This window comes from Thalassovita taeanensis (genome assembly GCF_900110775.1).
Taxonomy (GTDB): domain Bacteria; phylum Pseudomonadota; class Alphaproteobacteria; order Rhodobacterales; family Rhodobacteraceae; genus Litorimicrobium; species Litorimicrobium taeanense.
The window spans coordinates 130,021-148,766 of the sequence record NZ_FOEP01000007.1 but is presented as its reverse complement, the minus strand read 5'-3'; the positions used below and the strand labels follow the sequence as shown (position 1 = coordinate 148,766).

22 protein-coding genes and 1 pseudogene are annotated in these 18,746 nt (G+C 58.7%); 15 read left to right on the top strand and 8 right to left on the bottom strand.

Annotated elements, in window-relative coordinates; genetic code table 11:
- The first annotated feature begins 6 nt into the window (after window positions 1–6).
- The gene (locus tag BSF79_RS19775) at window positions 7–420 is read left to right on the top strand and encodes a hypothetical protein (protein WP_217650062.1); all 414 of its coding nucleotides are present in this window, start codon (window positions 7–9) and stop codon (window positions 418–420) included.
- Entirely contained in the window at window positions 359–2,680 is a 2,322-nt protein-coding gene (locus BSF79_RS11625) for a Tex family protein (RefSeq protein WP_090270057.1), read from the top strand. The genes BSF79_RS19775 and BSF79_RS11625 overlap by 62 nt, the downstream gene beginning before the upstream one ends.
- A gap of 219 nt (window positions 2,681–2,899) precedes the next feature.
- On the opposite strand, the gene BSF79_RS11620 is transcribed toward BSF79_RS11625, so the two are convergent.
- The gene (locus BSF79_RS11620; RefSeq protein ID WP_090270056.1) at window positions 2,900–3,292 is read right to left on the bottom strand and encodes a GFA family protein; all 393 of its coding nucleotides are present in this window, start codon (window positions 3,290–3,292) and stop codon (window positions 2,900–2,902) included.
- 240 nt (window positions 3,293–3,532) lie between these two features.
- Here BSF79_RS11620 and BSF79_RS11615 point away from each other — a divergent pair, with 240 nt between their 5' ends.
- The 3 genes and pseudogenes from BSF79_RS11615 to BSF79_RS11605 all read left to right on the top strand — a co-directional run.
- Complete coding sequence (locus tag BSF79_RS11615) at window positions 3,533–4,192, top strand: dienelactone hydrolase family protein (RefSeq protein WP_090270102.1); 660 nt, start codon at window positions 3,533–3,535, stop codon at window positions 4,190–4,192.
- Window positions 4,189–4,842: a phosphoribosyltransferase gene (locus BSF79_RS11610; protein WP_090270055.1), complete on the top strand. Its 654-nt coding sequence runs from the start codon at window positions 4,189–4,191 to the stop codon at window positions 4,840–4,842. Before BSF79_RS11615 ends, BSF79_RS11610 begins: the two co-directional genes overlap by 4 nt.
- A 94-nt stretch (window positions 4,843–4,936) precedes the next feature.
- A pseudogene (locus tag BSF79_RS11605) lies at window positions 4,937–5,116 on the top strand (MFS transporter); the annotation flags it as partial.
- A gap of 497 nt (window positions 5,117–5,613) precedes the next feature.
- Here BSF79_RS11605 and BSF79_RS20085 read toward each other — a convergent pair.
- From BSF79_RS20085 to BSF79_RS11590, 3 genes are read right to left on the bottom strand one after another with little or no spacing between them, the layout of a single operon-like run.
- Complete coding sequence (locus BSF79_RS20085) at window positions 5,614–5,835, bottom strand: calcium-binding protein (RefSeq protein ID WP_245776386.1); 222 nt, start codon at window positions 5,833–5,835, stop codon at window positions 5,614–5,616.
- Between the two features lie 44 nt (window positions 5,836–5,879).
- Window positions 5,880–6,167: a hypothetical protein gene (locus BSF79_RS11595; RefSeq protein ID WP_090270054.1), complete on the bottom strand. Its 288-nt coding sequence runs from the start codon at window positions 6,165–6,167 to the stop codon at window positions 5,880–5,882.
- Window positions 6,168–6,224: 57 nt separating this feature from the next.
- The gene (locus tag BSF79_RS11590) at window positions 6,225–6,545 is read right to left on the bottom strand and encodes a hypothetical protein (protein ID WP_139246433.1); all 321 of its coding nucleotides are present in this window, start codon (window positions 6,543–6,545) and stop codon (window positions 6,225–6,227) included.
- A gap of 456 nt (window positions 6,546–7,001) precedes the next feature.
- On the opposite strand from BSF79_RS11590, the gene BSF79_RS11585 reads away from it, so the two are divergent.
- From BSF79_RS11585 to BSF79_RS11575, 3 genes are all read left to right on the top strand, one after another.
- Window positions 7,002–7,310, top strand: coding sequence for a hypothetical protein (locus BSF79_RS11585; protein WP_090270052.1), 309 nt, complete (start codon window positions 7,002–7,004; stop codon window positions 7,308–7,310).
- A gap of 322 nt (window positions 7,311–7,632) precedes the next feature.
- The gene (locus BSF79_RS11580) at window positions 7,633–8,835 is read left to right on the top strand and encodes an NnrS family protein (protein ID WP_090270051.1); all 1,203 of its coding nucleotides are present in this window, start codon (window positions 7,633–7,635) and stop codon (window positions 8,833–8,835) included.
- Window positions 8,835–9,506, top strand: a complete 672-nt coding sequence (locus tag BSF79_RS11575; RefSeq protein WP_090270050.1) for an NnrU family protein — start codon at window positions 8,835–8,837, stop codon at window positions 9,504–9,506. Before BSF79_RS11580 ends, BSF79_RS11575 begins: the two co-directional genes overlap by 1 nt.
- Here the strand turns inward: BSF79_RS11575 and BSF79_RS11570 are convergent.
- The 3 genes from BSF79_RS11570 to BSF79_RS11560 form a co-directional block, all read right to left on the bottom strand.
- Window positions 9,503–10,270 (bottom strand): formylglycine-generating enzyme family protein, encoded by a 768-nt coding sequence (locus BSF79_RS11570; protein WP_090270049.1) that lies wholly within the window; start codon window positions 10,268–10,270, stop codon window positions 9,503–9,505. The genes BSF79_RS11575 and BSF79_RS11570 overlap by 4 nt on opposite strands.
- Window positions 10,271–10,280: 10 nt before the next feature.
- Window positions 10,281–11,501 (bottom strand): copper-containing nitrite reductase, encoded by a 1,221-nt coding sequence (nirK, locus tag BSF79_RS11565; RefSeq protein WP_090270048.1) that lies wholly within the window; start codon window positions 11,499–11,501, stop codon window positions 10,281–10,283.
- 68 nt (window positions 11,502–11,569) lie between these two features.
- The gene (locus BSF79_RS11560) at window positions 11,570–12,001 is read right to left on the bottom strand and encodes a pseudoazurin (protein ID WP_245776385.1); all 432 of its coding nucleotides are present in this window, start codon (window positions 11,999–12,001) and stop codon (window positions 11,570–11,572) included.
- Window positions 12,002–12,220: 219 nt separating this feature from the next.
- On the opposite strand from BSF79_RS11560, the gene BSF79_RS11555 reads away from it, so the two are divergent.
- The gene (locus BSF79_RS11555) at window positions 12,221–12,910 is read left to right on the top strand and encodes a Crp/Fnr family transcriptional regulator (RefSeq protein ID WP_090270047.1); all 690 of its coding nucleotides are present in this window, start codon (window positions 12,221–12,223) and stop codon (window positions 12,908–12,910) included.
- Here BSF79_RS11555 and BSF79_RS11550 read toward each other — a convergent pair.
- On the bottom strand, window positions 12,897–13,121 hold the full coding sequence (locus tag BSF79_RS11550; RefSeq protein ID WP_090270046.1) for a DUF1858 domain-containing protein: 225 nt from the start codon (window positions 13,119–13,121) through the stop codon (window positions 12,897–12,899). The two genes, BSF79_RS11555 and BSF79_RS11550, sit on opposite strands and share 14 nt — an antisense overlap.
- A 131-nt stretch (window positions 13,122–13,252) precedes the next feature.
- Between BSF79_RS11550 and BSF79_RS11545 the strand changes: the two genes are divergently transcribed.
- From BSF79_RS11545 to BSF79_RS11520, 6 genes are read left to right on the top strand one after another with little or no spacing between them, the layout of a single operon-like run.
- Complete coding sequence (locus BSF79_RS11545; RefSeq protein ID WP_090270045.1) at window positions 13,253–13,705, top strand: c-type cytochrome; 453 nt, start codon at window positions 13,253–13,255, stop codon at window positions 13,703–13,705.
- Window positions 13,706–13,717: 12 nt separating this feature from the next.
- Entirely contained in the window at window positions 13,718–15,067 is a 1,350-nt protein-coding gene (locus BSF79_RS11540; protein WP_090270044.1) for a cbb3-type cytochrome c oxidase subunit I, read from the top strand.
- 2 nt (window positions 15,068–15,069) lie between these two features.
- The gene (locus tag BSF79_RS11535; RefSeq protein WP_090270043.1) at window positions 15,070–15,867 is read left to right on the top strand and encodes a CbbQ/NirQ/NorQ/GpvN family protein; all 798 of its coding nucleotides are present in this window, start codon (window positions 15,070–15,072) and stop codon (window positions 15,865–15,867) included.
- A 4-nt stretch (window positions 15,868–15,871) separates the two neighbouring features.
- Complete coding sequence (locus BSF79_RS11530; RefSeq protein WP_090270042.1) at window positions 15,872–17,764, top strand: nitric oxide reductase activation protein NorD; 1,893 nt, start codon at window positions 15,872–15,874, stop codon at window positions 17,762–17,764.
- A gap of 3 nt (window positions 17,765–17,767) precedes the next feature.
- Window positions 17,768–17,941, top strand: coding sequence for a protein NnrT (locus BSF79_RS11525; RefSeq protein ID WP_090270041.1), 174 nt, complete (start codon window positions 17,768–17,770; stop codon window positions 17,939–17,941).
- An 11-nt stretch (window positions 17,942–17,952) separates the two neighbouring features.
- Window positions 17,953–18,171 (top strand): NnrT protein, encoded by a 219-nt coding sequence (locus BSF79_RS11520; RefSeq protein WP_425443240.1) that lies wholly within the window; start codon window positions 17,953–17,955, stop codon window positions 18,169–18,171.
- Window positions 18,172–18,746: the final 575 nt, after the last annotated feature.

Below are 18,746 nucleotides of genomic sequence, written 5' to 3'. Positions count from 1 at the left end.
GAGCCGTTGACGGTGTCTGTCGCCGAACGGCTGGGGATTAGCACCAAGGCGCTTTACACTTGGAAGGTGCAGTTTTTTAGGCCGCCACAACGGCGAACTGAAGGCGCTGAGCACGCCACCGAGATCAAACGATTGAAGCGCGAACGGATCAGGCGACGAGCGTATGTCACACGCGACGCGGCAAGGCCGGATGTGTTCGGTTCCATTGAGATGCTTTCCGATCAATCTCGCAAACACGCGAACAGCGGCATGATGTCGCCCGTTGACGATGAAGCAAAACAGCAGAAAACCAACGAGGGCTTGGCGGCCGATGCCTGCGACGCTATCACGGGAATCCGACAGCCAAAAGGAGCTCGCCATGACCGTCGCCGCAGATCGCATTGCCCGCAATATTGCCGCAGACATCGGCGCGCGTCCTGAGCAGGTCACCGCCACGGTCGCTTTGCTTGATGGCGGCGATACGGTCCCCTTTGTCGCGCGTTACCGCAAAGAGGCAACGGGTGGTCTGGACGACACGCAGTTGCGTCGGCTGGCCGAGCGGCTGGACTATCTGCGCGATCTGGAAAAGCGGCGGGCAAGTATTCTTGGGGAGATTACATCTCAGGGCAAACTGACCGACTTGCTGGCCCGCAATATCGCCGCCGCAGACACCAAAGCGGTGCTGGAGGACCTTTATCTTCCCTTCAAACCCAAGCGGCGCACCAAAGCGATGATCGCCCGCGAAAACGGTCTGGAACCGCTGTTGCGCTCGATTCTCGCGCACCGCGCCGCTGATCCCGCCGTGCTGGCGCAGGCATATATCTGTGATGCCGTCCCTACGCAAAAAGACGCCTTGACCGGTGCGCGGGATATCTTGGTCGAAGAACTGGGCGAAAACGCCGCCCTACTGGGGCGCTTGCGCCAAGTCATGCAGCAAGAGGCCCTGATCACCGCCCGAGTGACCGCCGGAAAAGAGCAGATTGGGGCGAAGTTCTCGGACTATTTTGATCATAGCGAGAAATGGGCCACGATCCCGTCGCACCGTGCCTTGGCCATCCTGCGGGCTGCCAAGGAAGAAATCGTCACCATCAACATCGCCCCCGAGCCCGAAGCCGGTCTTCCACGGGTTGTCCGCATTATCGCCACCGAGATCGGGATTTCTGGTGAGGCCCCGGGCGATCTTTGGTTGCGAGGGGCTGCAAGCTGGGCGTGGAATACCAAGCTCAGCCTGTCGATGTTTATGGATCTCATGACCGACCTGCGCCGCCGCGCCCATGCGGCCGCGATCGATGTCTTTGCCCGCAACCTGCGCGACCTGCTTTTGGCCGCTCCCGCTGGCGCGCGCGCAACCCTGGGACTCGACCCCGGCATCCGGACGGGGTGCAAGATTGCCGTTGTGGATGAAACAGGCAAGCTGCTGGACACCGCAACGATATATCCCTTCCAGCCTCGCAACGACCTGCGTGGCGCTGAAGAAACCCTGACCCAGATGATCCGCCGCCACGGCATCGCGCTGATCGCCATTGGCAATGGCACCGCAAGCCGCGAGTCCGAACGGCTGGTCGCGGATGTGATCAAACGCTTACCCGCAGGCAGTCCGCGCCCCACGCCGGTCATCGTCTCTGAGGCAGGTGCCTCGGTCTATTCCGCGTCCGAACTGGCGTCGCAGGAATTCCCCGACATTGACGTGTCGCTGCGCGGGGCGGTGTCCATCGCCCGCCGCTTGCAAGACCCTTTGGCCGAATTGGTGAAGATTGAGCCGCAGGCCATCGGCGTTGGCCAGTATCAGCACGACGTGGATCAGCGTCGTCTCGCGCAATCCCTTGCCGCCGTGGTCGAGGATGCGGTGAACGCAGTCGGTGTTGATCTTAACATGGCCTCCGCCCCGCTGCTGGCGCATATCGCGGGGCTGGGGCCCTCGCTGGCGCAGGCCATCGTCGCGCACCGTGATGCCAACGGCCCTTTTGCCACCCGCAAAGCGCTGCTCAAGGTGTCTGGGCTGGGGCCAAAGGCGTTTGTACAATGCGCGGGCTTCTTGCGCATCACAGATGGCACCGAGCCGCTTGACGCGTCATCAGTTCACCCCGAGGCATATGGTGTTGCGCGCAAGATCGTGCAGGCCTGTGGCCGTGACATCCGCGCGATCATGGGCGATAGCAGCGCGCTTGCGGGCCTGCGGGCTGAACAGTTTGTTGACGCCAGCTTTGGCTTGCCCACCATCCGCGATATTCTGACGGAACTGGAAAAACCAGGCCGCGACCCGCGCCCGACCTTCAAGACCGCCACCTTTGCCGAGGGTATCGATAGCATCACAGACCTCAAGCCCGGCATGTCGCTGGAAGGTACCGTAACCAACGTTGCGGCCTTCGGAGCCTTCGTCGACATCGGTGTACATCAGGACGGGTTGGTGCATGTCAGCCAACTTGCGGATCGCTTTGTGAAGGACCCGCATGAGGTTGTGAAAGCCGGTGACGTAGTGCGTGTCCGGGTGACCGAAGTCGACGTGCCGCGCAAGCGCATCGGCCTGACCATGCGCAAAGACAACAGCGCCGCCTCATCACCGGGTCGACGCGACGCTGAAAAACCAAAACCGGCCCGCGTGGCGAAATCCGCAACGGCGCGGCCACCAGCGGGGACAAGTCAGGGCTCATTGGGGTCGGCCCTAGCGGCGGCCATGAAGCGACCGACCAACGGCTCTTGAGCTGTCGCGCAAACTTGGCCCAGTGACGATTTCATCCCGCTCAGCCGCCATTCCGTCTGCAGAACTGTAGAACTGTAGAACTGTAGAACTGTAGAACTGTAGAACTGTAGAACTGTAGAACTGTAGAACTGTAGAAATGATCACAGATGTCCGCTCAAGAGAGCCCGCAACATAGCACCGGATGGCCGGGTATATCCCGGTCTGGGCTGACAATGCGCTTCAGCCCTCAGAACGACCAGTGTCGTCGCGACCGCGTTCGTATCGTCCTTTGAGCGGAAAAGACGGCAACCAAGACTCGCGGCGAACGGTCCAGAGTTCATATGATGGTATCAGTTGGTCGGGTGCATCGAGGGATCCAAGATGCACTTCGATTTCATCTGAAGTGCATGAGAAAACGGACGAGCCACATAGAGGGCAGAAGAACCGTCCAGCGTAGTCGTGCGTTTCGCCATCTATGATCACTGCCTCCCGCGGGAAAACCGCCGACGCATGGAAAAGGGCACCATGATGTTTGCGGCATTCCAGACAATGGCAAATGCCGACCCGATATGGGCGGCCCTGAGCCACGACCCGAACTTTGCCGCACAGGCAACCGCCGGTGAAGCGATCCATGTTGCATCTCCTCTATGGGGATAGCTGCTTTGTAGACTTTGCTGGTGGATCGTCACTACGGCAAGCATGGATGGCAGCATTTGATAGTCTGAGATGAGCGTGCCGAAGGTGGGCTTTAAATTGTCTTCATGTTTTTAAAACATTCGCTTTGGCGTTGATTGACGTCAATGCCGGGTGCTCCCATTCCGACGATACTTGCGCTGAATGATGGCAGAAACGCGATTATCTCTGGAGATTTGGATGTCTATCTTTGTGTCACGCAAACGAACTGTTTCCGTTGGGTCGAAGGGGCTCGAGGGGTTTCTTCGCCTGCCACCGGAACCTTTGGGGTTGGTGATTTTTGCCCATGGTGCAGGCAGCAGCCACCTGAGCGTTCGAAACAATTTCGTCGCCGAAGAATTGGAGAAGCGAGCGATTGCCACGCTTCTTTTCGATCTGCTCACAGAGGAGGAGACTCAGGATCGCTCGAACGTATTCGATATCAAGCTGTTGAGCACGCGGATGATCGACGCGATCTCTTGGGCGCAGGCCAATCTGGACATTCCGGCGCTACCGATCGGGCTTTTCGGAGCAAGCACCGGAGCGGCGGCTGCGCTGGTTGCGGCGGCGCGTGCGCCGTCCCATGTCGTGGCTGTGGTTTCGCGTGGGGGGCGCCCCGATCTGGCGGACGATGCGCTGGCGCGGGTTCACGCGCCCGTACTTCTGATTGTCGGTGGTGATGACTATCAGGTGATCGGGTTAAACGAGGCCGCAGCGGAACGGCTTACCTGCACATGGAAGCTCGAAATCGTGCCCGGTGCTACGCATCTTTTCGAAGAGCCCGGAACCTTGGAGCAGGTCGTCAACTTGGCCGGGACTTGGTTCGAAGAGCATTTCACACAGGCGGAGAGGGGATCATGAACGAATTTGTCAACCGAACGGAGGCTGGAAAAGCACTCGCCGCCGAGCTTGTCCGCAAGGGCTATGGTGATCCGGTCATTCTGGCGCTGCCGCGCGGCGGCGTGCCCGTCGCGATCGAGGTCGTGCGAGCGCTTCGAGCGCCGATGGATCTTGTGATGGTCCGCAAGATCGGTGTGCCGACACAACCAGAACTCGCCGTGGCGGCCATCGTAAATGGTGACCATCCCCAACTCGCCATCAACGAGGCCGTCGCCGAACATGCCGAGCTCTCGCACGACGACATAGACCGCATGGCGCAGACCAAATTGGTAGAGATACGGCGCAGACGTGACCTCTATCTAAAGGGTCGTGGGTCGATCCCAATCGAGGGGCGGACGGCCATCGTTGTTGATGACGGCATCGCAACCGGAGCGACGATGCGCGCCTCGCTCAAAGCAGTGCGGCTGCGCAAACCGGCAAAACTGGTATTGGCAGTGCCAGTCGCCGCGCCGGATACGCTTGAGGAATTCCGCTCCGAAGTCGACGAGATCGTGTGTTTGCTAAAGCCGCAGAGGCTGATCGCGGTCGGTGCACACTATGTGGATTTCGGCCAAACATCAGATGAGGACGTCGTCCGGTTGATGGACGAGGCTGATCGGCTGACGCAATGACCGAGACACCAAGCCGATCGCATAATGGTTGGAGTTTGACGTGGGGCATCCGGGGTGGTTCTCACGGTGGCTTTAGCACTTTCACGAATGACCGGTTTCGCTCTGTCTGCCATTCGTCAGCGAGGTTTGGCAGGTCTACCTGCTGATCTTCGTGCTCCGATCCGCCTTTGCCGCGTTCACGCCCACCTCGCAGGCGGCGATCCCCGACATCCTGCCCAAAGAGGACCGTTACACCCGGACCCTGTCGCTATCGCGTCTTGCCTACGATCTAGAAACCTCATCCGCCCGGCACTGGCCACATGTCGGCGGCGCGAAGCGATAACTCCGCCCATATGTACCAAACTCACCAACAGTCAGGTGGCGTATCAGTCTGACATTTGCCGTTTACCCGCGGCAACCATCTCTGCCCCCAACGTGCTGGGGGCAGAGATCTGAGCGTCTTCAGCGCTTTATCATAGCCTAGCCAGTTCTCGGTCTCGTAAGTCGATAGTGTCCAGTTTCTCGTTACCGCACGCTATCTTGTTGCGTTCACAAGGTGAATCTCATCAGGTGATTTGTGCAACAAAGCGCAGGATCACATTAATAGATCATAGGTCGTGCCAACAATTACCAGGTTGAGTTCCTCCTGCGCCGCGCCATCGACAAGCGCCCACAAGATCTGACCCGTGGGGGCGGAAAATCACGAAGCCCTCCTCAACGCCCGCCGTCCCCGCGCTCGCCGTTTCGGAGACGTTGACTGGAATTCGTCGCGGGTGGCCGCGCCACCAAATATCAGCACATCTCCATCCGCCGCTGTATTGTCCTGAACCCAATCAGACTCGTGGTCGGCAGTACCCAGATGATAGAACCGGTCGGCACATCATCTCCATCGCCGCCATGAATCGAGTCCGCACCATATCCGCCGATGATCGTGTCACTCCCGGCACCCCCAAGCAATTCGTCGTTCCCCTCTGCGCCACTCGGCTGGTTGTTCGCCGCGTTGCCTTTGATCACGTCGTGATCCGCGCTGCCGTGCCCCCCCTTCGATATTGCTGATGCTATGAGTAAACTCCACCCCAGAGACCTGTGGCCTGAATCGCTTCCAGATCGACGTTCAGATTTTCCACACCGGTCAGGTCATAGCGAAGCTGGTCTAAGCCCTCGCCGCCTTCGAGGATAAAGGATTCATCCCGGAGCGATCCAGTGAACATATCAGCCTGCGCTGTGCCGCGCAGCTCCCAAGGCTGGCCGATGATCGTCGCGGTGCCGTAGCCGTCGTTGGCGATCACGCCGGTGTTCAGGTCCACCTGGGCCCCGCCGGGCGCCCCGATGAATGTCAGGCGCATCAAGCCTTCGCCCACGCTGTCGTAAGAATCGATCCTGTCACCGCCGGTGAAGTTGACCTACTGACCGATCTTGCTGGAAACTGAGAAGTAGTCATCACCCGAGGTGCCGACGATGCTGAGCCCGCCCAGCGGATTGCTGATCGTATCCATCGCTGTAGCGACGTTGATCAGCGCGTCGTAGGAGTTGCGCATTGAAAGGTCGAAATAATAAGTCTCGCTATAGTAACGGTCAATATCAATGGTGATGGGCCCCTGCTGAATGTCACCGATATTTTCCTCGCCGTCGATATATACGTCGACCGGAACGGCATCGCCCGCATAGCTGAGTTCCTGAAACCCGTAGGTCGAGGTCGAGTAGTCCACAATGTCGCCTACCAAGGCCGGTATGGACGACGTCTATGCCAGTGTTGGTGCCGGGGGTGATCTCGTCATTGCCGTCATCGCCGTCAATCTGGTCGCTACCACTGTAGTCTCGCAGTAGGTCCTTACCGCCGCTCGCGCTCCAAATGATGCCTTGGCTATTGAACTCAGCCGTGGTGTCGTCTGCGCTGTTGCCGGTGCAGCTATACATCAGTTCGGGCGCTTCTCCGCTGCGACCGATGATTGCAAAGGTGCGCGCCTAGAAGGAGACGGGCTGATCGGTACCTATGAATTCGATGCCGAAGCCCTGAAGACTATAGTTGTTGGGCATGTGAAGCCCATCCTATGATTGAAATTATTGAAAAAAATCGGCTCAAATTGGAATAACAGATAGCATCGGGTCAATCGGCGGGAAAGATATGAGTTCCCGCATTGTGTTCATCCTCGGCATTCGCGGCTGAAAGAGCGGTTTGGGTGTGCGACCAAAGTGTAGCCATTCGAGGTCAGGCTTTCCGTGCTTTTGCCATCAGACACGCTGGATGGGACGGGTTCCTGTGTCTGGTGGCAATCATGAACTGTGCCGCCCGCAAGGGGCTGGCACGGCGGCTGTCGAACAGGCCGGACGCCAGCCTCTGTGGTGCGGCGCTGAATGGAGCCATCGCTAAATACGGCCAGCACGAGATCATGAAGACCAATCAGGACTCGCAGTTCAGTGTTCCCGGATGGACCGTAACCCTGACTGAGGCTGATGTCATAATCTCCATGGACGGGCCGCAACCTTGATACCATCGTCACCGAACAGCCATGATGATCGCTCAAACAAGGAGCCGTTTGTTTGCACGAGTTGCATGATGGCTTTCAAGCGAACAGGTGCGCCACCCGCAAAGCATCAGCGTTGTGGCACTGGTCAGGATCCTTCAGAGGATATGCTGTTCTCAAGATGTCTTGCCGTGGGCTTTCTTGAATTTGAATTTTTCCCTCATCCCGACCGTTCATTGCGAAAGAGCAAGGAACAGTCATCGCAATTCCGTCACACACCCTCTCAGAGGCTTTCTGCTGCGCCTATGCGCTAGGCCAACAGAGGCACCGATTGGGAGCGGCGCGAATGAAGACTTCTGCAGCACAGATTCGGGCCTGGACTGGGCCTGCGGTGTTATCGTTCGGGTTTCGCCCCTTTTTCTTGCTTGCTGCAATCTGGGCGGCAGTCGCGATGGTGCTGTGGATTGGTATGCTGTCGGGTGGCGTTCAGCTACCCACTGCGTTTGACCCCGTGTCATGGCACGCGCATGCATTCATTTTCGGATACCTAGTAGCGGTGGTGGCGGGTTTTCTGCTCACAGCGGTTCCAAACTGGACCGGGCGTTTGCCCGTTGTCGGATGGCGGCTTGCCTTTCTGGCAGGGCTTTGGGTCGCGGGGCGGCTGGCGGTCACTTTTTCGCAGTATCTGCCGCCGATCGTGGTTTTCCTGATTGATCTGTCCTGCATGACTTCACTGGCGATAATGCTGGCCCGAGAGATCATTGCCGGACGGAATTGGAAAAATCTGATCGTGCTTGCCTTGGTCGTGTTTCTGATCATCGGCGGGGCCATTTTCCATTGGGAGGCTGCCCGTGGCGGAACCCCGTCGCAGGGTATAGGACTGCGGATCGGGCTAGCCGCAGGCATTATGATGATCAGCGTTATTGGGGGGCGGATCGTTCCCTCATTCACAAGGAATTGGTTGGTCAAACGTTCCGACCCTTCGCGCCCCATCCCACCGATGCAGCGATTTGACAAATCTGTGTTGCTTTTATCGCTTGCCGGGCTGTCACTTTGGGTTGCGAGGCCGTTGGATGCATTGACCGCCTTCGCGCTGATTTTTGTGGGGCTTGCCCAATTTGCCCGCCTCTCGCGCTGGTCCGGACATAGGACGACGTCAGAGCCGCTGGTTTGGGTTTTGCATCTGGCCTATGCCTTTGTGCCGTTGGGGGCGCTTGCGCTTGGCGCCTCAATCCTGCGCCCTGATCTGGTGGCACCGGGATCAGCGCAGCACCTGTGGATGGCGGGCGCAATCGGGATGATGACATTGGCTGTCATGACCCGCGCCACACTTGGACATACCGGACGGGCGCTGACAGCAGGGGGTGCCACGACCGGTGTCTATCTCGCGCTCTTCGGGGCGGTTTTTGCGCGGGTTGCTGCAGGTATATGGTCGGTTTCGGCCTTCGAGCTTTATTCCATATCCGCAGCGCTTTGGTGCCTTGCGTTCATCGGCTTTGCTCTTGTCTATGGTCCACTCCTGATGACACCAAAAAACAAGGTTAGCTAATGGGCTGGTTGGTATTCGCGGCGGCATTTGCCCTGTTTCTTTTTACACACAGCATTCCGCTAAGGCCACCGGTCAAGACGCGGCTGGTGGCACGGTTAGGCGCGCGCGGCTTCACACTGGCCTATTCCGCGCTGTCATTGGCTGCGCTGGGATGGCTGATCCATGCGGCAGGCCGGGCACCATATATCGAATTGTGGGGGCGTGCGGCTTGGCAAAATCATGCGGCTTTGGCAGCGATGGCGCTTGTCTGTCTGATACTCGCCATATCATTCCGGCGGCCGAACCCGTTTTCCTTTGGCGGCGCACGCAATGACATCTTCGCTTGCGACAATCCCGGTGTCATTCGATGGCTCCGACATCCGATGCTTGCAGCGTTGGCCATTTGGTCCATGGCGCATCTGATACCGAACGGAGATCTGGCACATGTCATGCTGTTCGGTACCTTCGCGGGCTTTTCATTCATGGGAATGTGGATCGTCGACAGGCGCAAGCGCCGCGAGATGGGGGCAACGGGTTGGCAATGCCTCTGGACCGATGTGCAGCGCGGCCCGCTTGTCCCCACACCACGATCCTGGGCGCGGCTTCTCATCCGCGTTGGCTGTGGCGTGGCGCTCTACATGGTATTGATCGCGCTGCACCCGGCTATGTTCGGTGTTTCGCCACTTCCCTAGTGCGCCGGGAGTGGACTGTCACTGACCAGACGCATTCCAAGATGCGGTGGCGGCGCACCGACTGCGCACCCGCCCCGAGCGGGATCGCGCACAAGGAACGGGATAACCGCCTCATGTTCGCCGCCGACAAAAAAGGCTGGGCAAACATTTGGATCAAGGCGCTGACCTTCACTGGCACCAGCATAACAGTCCCGCGTCCATTCCCATACATTTCCGTCAAGATCGCCGATCCCTTCAACCGTCTGCGAATAACTTCCGCTTGGTTCAAGTTTGCGGCTGACCAACCCCTCGGTAAGGTAGGTCGAGGCCCAAGTCAGTTCGGGGTCCGTAAAGATTGGGTCGGGTTTTTTGGGCATCACCGATGCGGCCATGGCCGTCCATTCACCTGACGTTGGTAATCGGAAGGTGTGCCGGGATTTTTTATTGATCCATGTTAGGTATTCATTCACGTCGACCCAATTGAGACCAGTAGCCGGATAGTCGGCGCCAGTGTGGCCAACGGGAGGGCGCAGTTGCAAAGTGCAATCGCCCGAGGCGTGGCATCTATTCCATTCAGAAATGGTCACTTCGCGCGCCTGAACGAACAGCTCTCCGCCACTTGAACTGGCGACGGGGATCAGTGCCATTTGTGGAATATAGTCAGCATCGGGGCCGCGAAGAAAAATCGACGCAGCCCCGAAAATCACGCTCGCCGAAACCATCACACTCAGCCCAGCGACAATGGGGCGGATCGGAAAGATCAGTTTGGCGGGCGCTTTGCTCATTGGTCCAACCTCAGGCTTCGGATGCGCGCGGGGCGACTACTTGCTCCATGAGGGCATTATTCCACGCGCCTTCCACAACGAAGTGGGCTGTCGCGCCAAGCAGTGCGGCCTCAATCAGATTGTGGTTGACGTAAGCATAAACGCCGGGCTGCTCGAAGGTGTAGAGCGCCGCTCCAGAGGACCCGCCGCGAATGAACCAGCTTTCAAGGCCGGTCTGCGGTGCGTCGCTGAACGATCCAGCTTCCCATATGAAGTTGCCATGGCCGCCAATCAGGTGCGGGCGGGTGTCGCGGTTGGCCTGATTGTGGATCATCAGAACCGTTTTCCCAACTTTCGAGCGCAGGGCGGTTTCCCCGGTCAGCGCTCCGACGGCGCCGTTGAACACGGAGTGCGTCGGTATCAGTGTCCGCATCGCATCAATGCTGTCGGAATAATCGTCACCTGCGGCTTCATATGTGCGATATTCGCCGTTCTCGTCCATCGGCAGGTAATAATCCTGCTCACCGATATAGGCGATTTCATCATAGACCAGCGGATTGCCGGCGCCGTCCTTCAGACCGTCGCGCGGCAGAACCATAACCGTGCCGTTCATGCCGTGGCAGACATGATATGGGATCATCGCGCCCCCCGGTGCACAGTGATAGGTGAAGACCCCCGGCTTGGTTGCTTTCCAGCGCAGCACCGTTTCTTCACCCGGATAGACATGGGTCAGGCCACCGCCCCCAAGCGCCCCTGTCGAGGCGTGGAAATCGATGTTGTGTTCCATGTTACTGGCGGATGGATTGCGAAGCGTCAGCTCGACATAATCGCCCTGATGCACAATGATCAACGGACCGGGAACCGAACCGTTATAGGTCAGTGCCCAGATGCTGGCGCCTGTATCCTCGTCAACGACCATCAGCCGCTCTTCGGTGATCATTTCGATCTCAACAATCTTCGGTCCACCGACCGCAACCTGATCGTGCTTGGGGGCAAAGGGTGGCGCGACAAGCTCTTGCCGGACACGCTCATACCCCGCAAGGTCCGCCGGGGCGGCCTTGGCGATTGCATCAGCCTGTACTTTGATGGCGCCCGCCGATACCTGCGGCTGGGATGCCAAGGGCGCACGACGAGGCGCACCAGCAGCTGCGGCCATAGAACCGGTAAAAGCTGCGGCGCCCGCAAGAACGGACCCGCGCAAGACATTGCGGCGGCTCGTCGGAAGCAGTCCGGGGTTTACGAATTTGGTCATTGTAACCTCCTTGGGTTAGCTTGGTGTAGTTGTGGTAAGGCGATGCGCCTCGCACCGCCGCCGATAATTCAAAGTCCCGAAATTTGCGCTTCGAACCGTTCGAGCGCCTTTTTGGGAACGCGGCCTTCAAAGAAGGTGTCCGGCACTGCAACGTCGTCGCCAACTGCGATGGTCATCACCATGCCCATCGCGTAGTGCGGTTTACATTTCACGGCATAGAGCCCTTCGACATCAAACGTGACATCAATTTCTTCGTTGATCTTGCCCTTGAAAACCGCAGCACCATCCGGGATCATCCCTTCGATGGCCTCGGCGTTGTGGCCTTTGTTGGCAGCGACGAACTTTACGCTGTCGCCTTTTGCCACGCGCAGAAACGCGGGCTCAAAAATCATTTTCCCGGCCTCGCCCTTGTTGAGCATCTGAACTTCAAACGTCTCAGCCGGGGCCGCGCTTGCCAAGGCGAGCCCGATTGCCAAAGTTGCTGCGAATTTCCCAAACATGCCGAATTCCTTCCGTGTTTCGGTTGTCGTTGGAAGGAGTGGTAGACCCGTGACGCGGCCCGTTCTTTGATCTTGCACAAACAAAATTCGCATCGAAAATATCGAATATTATTGAGCGTTTGAGCAAAAACCACGGGCCAGTGCAATTTGGTTGTGCACCTTGGAACGTGAGGTCTATCGTGGATCAACAGATTGTTCAGCCGAGAGAAAAGAGGAAACGTGCCGAAACTTGATCCGAGCCTTCTGTCGCCCCTTCCGCCGTTTTCGCGGCTGCCGCGCGATCAGATCAGCCAGATACTGGATCACGCGACCGCCAAACGTTTCGACGCCGGTGTTGCGATCTTTGACGAAGGCGACGCCGCAGATCGGTTTTTCCTTCTGCTTGACGGGTATGTCCGAGTCGTCCGTCTTACACCCGCAGGCGAGCAAGTGATCGCATTGCATATTCCCAGCGGCCAATTGTTCGGCATCGCAAAAGCGCTACAGCGGACCACCTATCCGGCGACGGCGATGACTGCGGTGGAATCTGTGGTGCTGTGCTGGCCTTCGCGTTTGTGGGATGGATTCGTCACCAACTATGACGGGTTCGCGACCGAAACATACAAAACTGTCGGTGATCGGCTTGGAGAGATGCACAACAGGATCGCTGAAATGGCGACCTTGCATGTCGAGCAGCGGATCGCGAACGCGTTGTTGCGGCTGATCAATCAGACCGGGCGCAAAACCGAACACGGGATAGAGATTGACTTTCCGATCACGCGTCAGGACATCTCGGAAATGACTGGCACGACCCTGCACACCGTCAGCCGCTTGCTCAGTGCCTGGCAGAAAGACGGCATTGTCGAAAGCCGCCGCAAACACATCGTTGTCAAAGATCCGCACCGTTTGGTGATCCTCACCGACAGCTGATCTTTTCCCCGGCGGCGGTCCAAAGTTCGGCGCGAAAACTGTCCTCGTCCAGACCGTATTCCAAACAAGCCTCGCTGACCGTATGAAGCGGGGCGACATGGCAACCGACGCAAAGCATCCCGTGCTTCAGGAACACCGTAACGGTGCGGGGCCAAATGTGCATGATATCGCCTACCGGCAAATCGGGGTCTTCTATTTCGGGGTTTGACATAGAAGCCTCCCAACCAACGTCTGTCTTAAATTACCGCCGTCATTCTCAAAGTTCGTTGCGCTTGCACAAACTTCGGCGCGCCAACCAAAGCTATGGCTTCCTCCATTCGCAACCGAAAAGGAGGCCGACGCATGGCCGAGATCCTGACAAAATCGCGGGCGCGCAACGTCTTCTACGGGGGATCTTTATTCTTCGTGGTCGTCTTTATTGCGCTGACCGTTCAAAGCCACCGCTACATCGTGACAACCTCGACGGCGGGAATGGAGCTGACCGACGAGGTCGCGCAAGGCAAGCGTGTCTGGGAACGCCACAGCTGCATCAACTGCCACACGCTGCATGGCGAAGGGGCCTATTTCGCCCCCGAACTTGGCAACGTCATGACCCGTTGGGATGTTCTGGACGATCCCGAAGGTGCCCACGAGGTGCTTGATGGATGGATGAAGGCGCAGCCTAGCGACATCGAAGGCCGCCGCCAGATGCCTTTTTTTGACATCTCCGACGAAGATATGCGCGCGCTGGCGGAATTCCTTCGCTGGGCTGACCAAACTGACACGCAGGGCTGGCCGCCCAATGACGCAGGCTAAGGAGTAAACCTCATGAAATATCAATCGCAAAAAGTGGCACTGGCCTATTTCGTCTGTGCGCTGGCGCTTTTCGCCATTCAGGTGCTGGGCGGGCTTCTGGCAGGCTGGATCTATGTCTCGCCGAACTTCCTATCCGAGCTCCTGCCCTTCAACATCATCCGTATGATCCACACCAACGCGCTGATCGTGTGGATCCTGCTTGGCTTTTTCGGAGCGGCCTATTTCCTTGTGCCCGAGGAAGCTGAACGAGAGCTGTATTCGACCAAACTTGCCTATATCCAACTGGTCTTGTTGGTTGTCGGCACGCTTGGCGCCGTCGGCAGCTATCTTGTCGGCATCCACGGTGGGCGCGAATTTCTGGAACAACCGCTTTGGGTCAAATTCGGCATCCTTGTTGCGGCGCTGATCTTCCTGTTCAACATCTCGATGACGGTGCTGGCCGGGCGCAAGACGGCGATCACCAACGTCCTGTTGATGGGCCTGTGGCTTCTGTCGCTCCTGTGGGTCTTTGCCTTCATCAATCCTGAGAACCTCAGCCTGGACAAAATGTATTGGTGGTTTGTCGTCCATCTGTGGGTCGAGGCAACATGGGAGCTTGTGATGGCTTCGGTCTTGGCCTTCATCCTGCTCAAATTGACCGGTGTGGATCGCGAGATCGTCGAAAAATGGCTCTATGTCATCGTCGCCACCGCGCTTTTCTCCGGCATCCTAGGCACTGGGCACCACTTCTACTGGATCGGAACGCCGGGGTATTGGCAGTGGGTCGGCTCGATTTTCTCGACCTTCGAGGTGATCCCCTTCTTCCTGATGATGAGCTTTGCTTTCGTCATGGTCTGGAGAGGCAAACGGAACCACCCCAACCAAGCCGCACTTTTGTGGTCGCTGGGGTCCAGCACCGTCGCGTTCTTCGGAGCGGGCGTCTGGGGGTTCCTGCATACGCTGCATGGCGTGAACTTCTATAGCCACGGCACCCAAATCACCGCCGCGCATGGGCACCTGTCGTTCTACGGCGCTTATGTGGCAATGAACCTCGCGATCATCAGCTACGCCATGCCCCTGCTCCGCAATCGCGCGCCCTATAATCAGGTGCTCAACATGGCGAGTTTCTGGCTAATGACTGGCGGAATGGCCTTCATGACCTTCGTGCTAACCTTCGCCGGCACCATCCAGACGCATATGCAGCGCGTGGTCGGTGACTACTACATGGATGTGCAGGACAGCCTGACGATCTTCTACCTGATGCGCTTTGGCGCGGGGGCGGCGGTTGTCATCGGGGCGCTCTTGTTCATCTACTCGCAACTGGTCGTGCGAAAGGCCGAGGTGATCACGCCGGGTTCCGCCGCAACCGCACCGGGAGAATGACCATGAACGCCCTGACCAAGACACAAAGCATCCCGCACTACCAACCAACCGCAGGTGAATGCGAGCTGTTCGAAACCGCCCAAATCAATGGTTTGCCCCTTCTTCTGAAGGGGCCGACCGGCTGCGGAAAAACCCGGTTTGTCGAACATATGGCAGCCCGCACCGACCGCCCGCTTTATACCGTCGCCTGCCATGATGATCTGTCAGCAGCAGATCTGATCGGCCGATACCTTTTGCGCGGTGGCGAAACCGAATGGGTCGATGGCCCGCTGACCCGTGCCGTACGCGAAGGAGCGATTTGTTATTTGGATGAAGTGATCGAGGCACGCAAAGACGTGACCGTTGTGCTGCATCCACTGACCGACAATCGCCGCACACTGATGATCGATCGCACCGGCGAAGAGTTGGTCGCGCCGCCGGAATTCATGCTGGTCGCCTCCTACAACCCCGGCTACCAGAACGTGCTGAAACGGCTCAAACCCTCGACCCGGCAGCGGTTCCTGTCGATCACTTTCGACTTTCCCAATCCCCAGACCGAGATCGCGGTCGTGGTTCAGGAATCCGGGCTGGACGCCAATCGCACCGCCCCTCTGGTGCGGCTCGGCGGCTGTATTCGCCAACTTTCGGGGATGGATCTTGAGGAAGGCGTTTCCACTCGGCTGCTGATCTATGCCGCGACGCTGATGCAGGGTGGCATGGGAGTCACCCAAGCCATCGAGGCCGCGATCATCGAACCGCTTAGTGACGATGCGGACGTGCAGGACGCCCTGCGCGATCTCGTAACCACTGTATTCGGATAGCGCCATGGCCTTGCATTTTCTTGACCTGATGGAGCCGGAGGAAACCGTCGGCAAACTCTGGCACGACTATGCCAGCGGGATCGGCGCGCGACCCGTTTTCGAGGATGCGGCGGTTGATCTTGCCGCGCTGCGCCCAAGCCTGTCGGTCCTGTTCCGCGCCTTGGGTGGAAGTGCAGGCGTTGAAATTGTCGAGGCTCCCGCAGTGCCCTGCGACCACCGTCGCCCCGTGAAACGCCGCATCGGCACCGGATGCGAAACACAGCATGTGCCCAGTTTCGATGGTGAGCGCCTGCGACTCCCGCCGCGTTTCGATTGTTTCGACAGCCGCGCATTGAACAAGGCGGCTTATCTGTGGCTCACAGCTCTCGCGGCGTTGACTGTTGCAGTTCCAGACGTGGAGGAAAATCCTCGCGCCGCCGATCGCGCCCAGGTTAGAGCCAACACCGACGCCGCCGACCGCGCGTGGGCCGCCTGCCCGGGCCTGCGCGAGGCCCATGCGAGGCTCTGTGCGCAAGCCTTGCTGATGCGGCCGCACGTGATCCGCCCTGCGGACGAGGCCGCCTTGGAACAGATGATCCGGAACCAACTCAATGGTCACAGCTTAGAGGGTACGGAGCCATCACCGCAAATACGCGGCTATCTGCCGTTTGCACCTGTGCCGGTATGGCTGCGTTTCAGTTCCCCCGGCTCGGGCGCCGCAGCAGACGACATCAAGGACGACGCCCAGGCGCCACCTACCGGGGCGGCCACGACAACCCGCAAAATCGGGCTGCGCAAGGACGCGTCAGAGGCCAACCGCAAGGACAGCTTTATCATGCACCGGTTTGAGTCGATCCTGAGTTGGGTCGAGAGCATGAACATCAACCGCAGCGTCGATGACAATGACGATGAGCACGCCCAGAAGGCCGCCGAAGATCAAGACAACATCACCCTGTCCAAGCATGATCGCCGTACCGCCACGCGGCTGCGGATGCACCTTGACCTGTCGCCCACTGATGCCGAACACGAGCGGCTTGCCGGCAGCTTCACTTACCCTGAATGGAACCACCGCACACGTGCCTACATGGACGACCATTGCCGCGTGCTGGAAACCGACGCGCATCCCGACCCGTCCTCCGGTTTCCGTCCCAACGCCCGCCACATCCGTGAGGTGCGCCGACAGTTCGAAGCACTGCGCCCGCGCCGTATCCTACGCCCGCGGCAGATCGACGGGGCCGAGTTGGACCTTGACGCGTTGATCGCCGCTCAGGTCGAGCTTCGTGCGACGGGCCGCACCAGTGACCGGATCTATCAAAGCGCCCGTCAGATCGAGCGTGACCTTGCGGTCGCCTTCCTCGTTGACACCTCACGCTCGACCGAGGCCGCCGTGGGCGATACCAGCGTCATCGACGTGGCCCGCGATGCGCTGGCCGCTCTTGCCACCGGGATCGACGCCAGCGGCGACCGTCTGGGCATATGGGGATTTTCGTCACTGCGACGCGACCGTGTGTTCATGACCCGCTGCAAGGGGTTCGAAACCCCGATGTCCCCCGAGATCATCAACAATATCTGCGCGCTCAGGCCCGGGCACTATACGCGGCTTGGGGCTGCGGTCAGGCACACGTCCGCGCTGCTGGCAGAAGAGTCGGCCGCGCGGAAACTGCTTATCATTCTGACGGATGGCAAACCCAATGATCTGGATCACTACGAGGGTCAGCACGGCATAGAAGACAGCCACATGGCCATCCGCGAGGCCCGCAGAGCCGGGCAAACCGTCCACGGCGTCATCATTGACGAGGACGGGCAAGATTGGTTCGCCCGCATTTTTGGCCGAGGCAGTTTTTCCCTGCTCCCACAGCCGCAGCGCCTCACGCGCGCGCTGCCTGACATCTATCGTTCGCTCACACAGGAGACATAGCCCATGCGCATCCTATCCATGATCATAACTGTTTTTCCCGGTACGGTCTTGGCCAACACCTTCGATCGTCCGGTCCCACAAGCTCAATCCGCAACCGCTGAATTCTGGTTCGCACTGGCCTCGCTGGCTCTGGTCGCCGCGCTTTGGGCGGTGCATCGGCTGGTCCGGCGATCATGAACCAGCGGAGCATGTCCGTGGCTAAAATTGCCCTGTTGCTCTTCCCCTTCGGCGCTGGAGCCATGTCGGTAAATGTCTTCTTTGCCTCTCTGATCGGCTCTTGGGTCGGGTTGCCGGTTTTGTCAGCAACGTGGTCGATGATCCTTGGCTCTGCGATAGGGGGGCCCACCACTTGGATTTTCTCTCGTCATATCCGCGCGCTAATGGAACAAGCAAACGGTATCGACTGACAACAAACTGTGTTGTCGCTCGACGTCTGAGCTACTCCGCAAATGTTGGACAATATCTGGCGTAGGTTGAGCAGTTATATTTGCACCGGCCCTGGCCTCTACCCCGGTTTCCCAAATCGTTCGATTGACGCATTCATACTTCGGGAGTCTCCAGAGCCGTTCCATAAAGATATTGTCGAGGACCGGTACTCCACCCATTGATAGTCGGGGCCTGATCGCCACGACCGTTCCTGCCGCATACAGGGCGTGCACTGGCGGCCCTGATCTGTGTTCACAATCTCGGTCGGACCAGACTTGTAGGTGGCCGCATTCATTGCATCGACACAGAACTCAGCATGCAGCGTGTTTGAGAGCCGCCACGACAGCACCTTGCGTGTGTCCCAGCCCATCTCGCTCTGATGCTTCAAAGGCAAGCCACTTGCGTGCAAACCCACGGCACCAGATAGATGCCCCCCCGAAACGGCTCCAGCCCGCTGCTCCTGTCTTCGCCTTTCTGCGCGTTCAATGCCACCTGTCCTCAAATTCTGAATAGCGTTGCTTCCGTTTCGATATCGCTAACCGCCTTCGTGTCGAAG